The sequence below is a fragment of the Micromonospora sp. M51 genome, assembly GCF_018070305.1.
Lineage (GTDB): Bacteria > Actinomycetota > Actinomycetes > Mycobacteriales > Micromonosporaceae > Micromonospora > Micromonospora parva.
In genome coordinates, this window is sequence record NZ_JAGPXZ010000736.1 from 1 (window position 1) to 2983 (window position 2983).

General features: G+C 70.4%; 1 protein-coding gene and 1 pseudogene. Both read left to right on the forward strand.

The window, feature by feature from the left end; genetic code table 11:
• Positions 1-2079: pseudogene (locus KBX53_RS27875) on the forward strand (hypothetical protein); the annotation flags it as partial.
• Between the two features lie 163 nt (positions 2080-2242).
• Entirely contained in the window at positions 2243-2728 is a 486-nt protein-coding gene (locus KBX53_RS27880) for a Rieske (2Fe-2S) protein (RefSeq protein WP_030338337.1), read from the forward strand.
• Positions 2729-2983: the final 255 nt, after the last annotated feature.

Consider the following 2983-nt stretch of genomic DNA (forward strand, 5'->3'; position numbering starts at 1 on the left):
CGAGGTCTACGACTACCTCCGCCTGCTCTACGCCCGCATCGGTGAGCCGCACTGCCCGGTCTGCGGCGAGCGCATCTCCCGGCAGAGCCCGCAGCAGATCGTCGACCGGGTCCTCGCCATGGCCGAGGGCACCAAGTTCATGGTGCTCGCCCCGGTGATCCGGGGCCGCAAGGGCGAATACGTCGACCTCTTCGCCGAGCTGCAGGCCAAGGGCTACGCCCGGGCACGGGTCGACGGCGTGGTGCACCCGCTGACCGAGCCGCCGAAGCTCAAGAAGCAGGAGAAGCACACCATCGAGGTGGTGATCGACCGGCTCACCGTCAAGCCGAGCGCCAAGCAGCGGCTCACCGACTCGGTCGAGGCCGCGCTGGGGCTGTCCAGCGGTCTGGTCCTGCTCGACTTCGTCGACCTGCCGGAAGACGACCCGGACCGCGAGCGCCGCTACTCCGAGCACCTGGCCTGCCCCAACGACCACCCGCTGGCCATCGAGGATCTCGAGCCCCGGGTCTTCTCCTTCAACGCGCCGTACGGCGCCTGCCCGGAGTGCACCGGCCTGGGCACCAAGAAGGAGGTCGACCCGGAGCTGCTGGTTCCCGACCCGGAGCGCAGCCTGCGCGAGGGCGCCATCCAGCCCTGGTCCACCGGGCACAACCTGGAATACTTCCTGCGCCTGCTGGAGGCGCTCGGCGAGGCTCAGCACTTCGACATCGACACCCCGTGGCGGGCGTTGCCGGCGCGGGCGCAGAAGACGATCCTGCACGGCTCCGACGACCAGGTGCACGTGCGGTACCGCAACAAGTACGGCCGTGAGCGCTCCTACTACACCGGCTTCGAGGGCGTGGTGCAGTGGATCGAGCGCCGGCACTCCGACACCGAGTCCGAGTGGTCCCGCGACAAGTACGAGGGCTACATGCGCGACGTGCCGTGCGCGGCGTGCGGCGGTGCCCGACTCAAGCCCGAGGTGCTCGCGGTCACGTTGGCCGGCAAGAGCATCGCCGAGGTCTGCAACCTGTCCGTGGGGGAGTGCGCCGACCTGCTCGCCGGCATCGAGCTGACCGACCGGCAGAAGATGATCGCGGAGCGGGTCCTCAAGGAGATCAACGCCCGGTTGCGGTTCCTGCTCGACGTCGGCCTGGACTACCTCTCCCTGGACCGCCCGGCCGGCACACCCGGGTCTCCGGTCTGGAGCACGTGGACAAGGTCGTCGGCGTGGACCAGTCACCGATCGGTCGGACGCCGCGTTCCAACCCGGCCACCTACACCGGGGTCTGGGACCACGTCCGCAAGCTCTTCGCCGAGACGACCGAGGCGAAGGTGCGCGGGTACGGCCCTGGGCGGTTCTCCTTCAACGTCAAGGGCGGTCGCTGCGAGGCGTGCTCGGGTGACGGCACCATCAAGATCGAGATGAACTTCCTCCCCGACGTGTACGTCCCCTGCGAGGTCTGCAAGGGCGCCCGGTACAACCGGGAGACCCTGGAGGTGCACTACAAGGGCAAGACCGTCTCGGACGTGCTGGAGATGCCGATCGAGGAGGCCGCCGAGTTCTTCTCCGCCATCCCGGCCATCCACCGGCACCTGAAGACGCTCGTCGACGTCGGCCTGGGCTACGTCCGCCTCGGTCAGCCCGCGCCGACCCTCTCCGGTGGTGAGGCGCAGCGGGTCAAGCTCGCCTCCGAGCTGCAGAAGCGCTCCACCGGGCGGACGGTCTACGTGCTCGACGAGCCGACCACCGGTCTGCACTTCGAGGACATCCGCAAGCTGCTGATGGTGCTGGAAGGGCTGGTCGACAAGGGCAACACGGTGATCACCATCGAGCACAACCTCGACGTGATCAAGACCGCCGACTGGCTGATCGACATGGGCCCCGAGGGCGGCCACCGGGGCGGCACCGTGCTCGCCACCGGCACCCCAGAGGAGGTCGCCGAGGTGGCGGAGAGCCACACCGGCCAGTTCCTGCGCCAGGTGCTCAAGCTCGACGGCGAGGCCAAGGGTGCGGCCGCCGCCACCACCCGGGCCGCCAGGGCCAACGGCGCCACCAAGGCACGGGCCAGCCGCAAGGTGCCGGCCGGCGCGCGCTGACCTCGCTGTGCGTGTTCGTCGGGCGGGGCGGGTCGGATGACGACCCGCCCCGCCCCATTTGCCGGGTCGGCCGGATGCCGCCATGAACCATCCGGCACAGTTGCGCGTGTGGAGAAGTGTGGCCGGCTTCCGACCGGCGCAGCGGGCCAGAGAGAGGCGAGGCATGAGTGACGATCAGGCGCTGACCGGTTCGGGTACCCAGACACGCCGTACCCTGCTCACCGGCGTCGGGGCGGTCGGCGCGGCCGTCGTCCTGGCTGCCTGCGGCAGCGACGACGGCGGCAGCGGCAGTGACGCACCCACCAGTGGGGGCCCCGCAGTGCCCAGCACCGGCGACGCCGGCGGCGGCGACCGGCAGAACGCCCAGTCGTTGGCCACCACCACCGACATCCCGGTCGGTGGCGGCAAGGTCCTCGCCGCCGAGGGCGTGGTCATCACCCAGCCCACGGCGGGTCAGTTCAAGGGATTCAGCCCGATCTGTACGCACCAGAACTGCCCGGTGACGAACGTCGACGGCGGCACCATCAACTGCACCTGCCACAACAGCAAGTTCTCGATCGAGGACGGCTCGGTGAAGGCCGGCCCGGCCACGAAGCCGCTGCCGCCGAAGAACATCAAGGTCACCGGCGACCAGATCTCGCTGGCCTGATCGCCGCCGGGCTGGTCTGGCGGCTGGGCTGGTCTGGCGGCTGGGCTGGTCTGATCGCGGGGCCGCCGGGCTGGTCTGACGGCCGGACTGGCGTGACCGCCGGGCCGGCGGGCTGATCTGGTGGTTGGGCCGGCGCCCCTTGATCGACTCGCGGTCCCGGAGATCGGGGTGTCCGTGGCGTGCCGACACCCCGACCTCCGGGACGCCGAGTGGATCACGCGCCTGCCGGGGGCTGTCGGTGCCGCGGACTAGGCT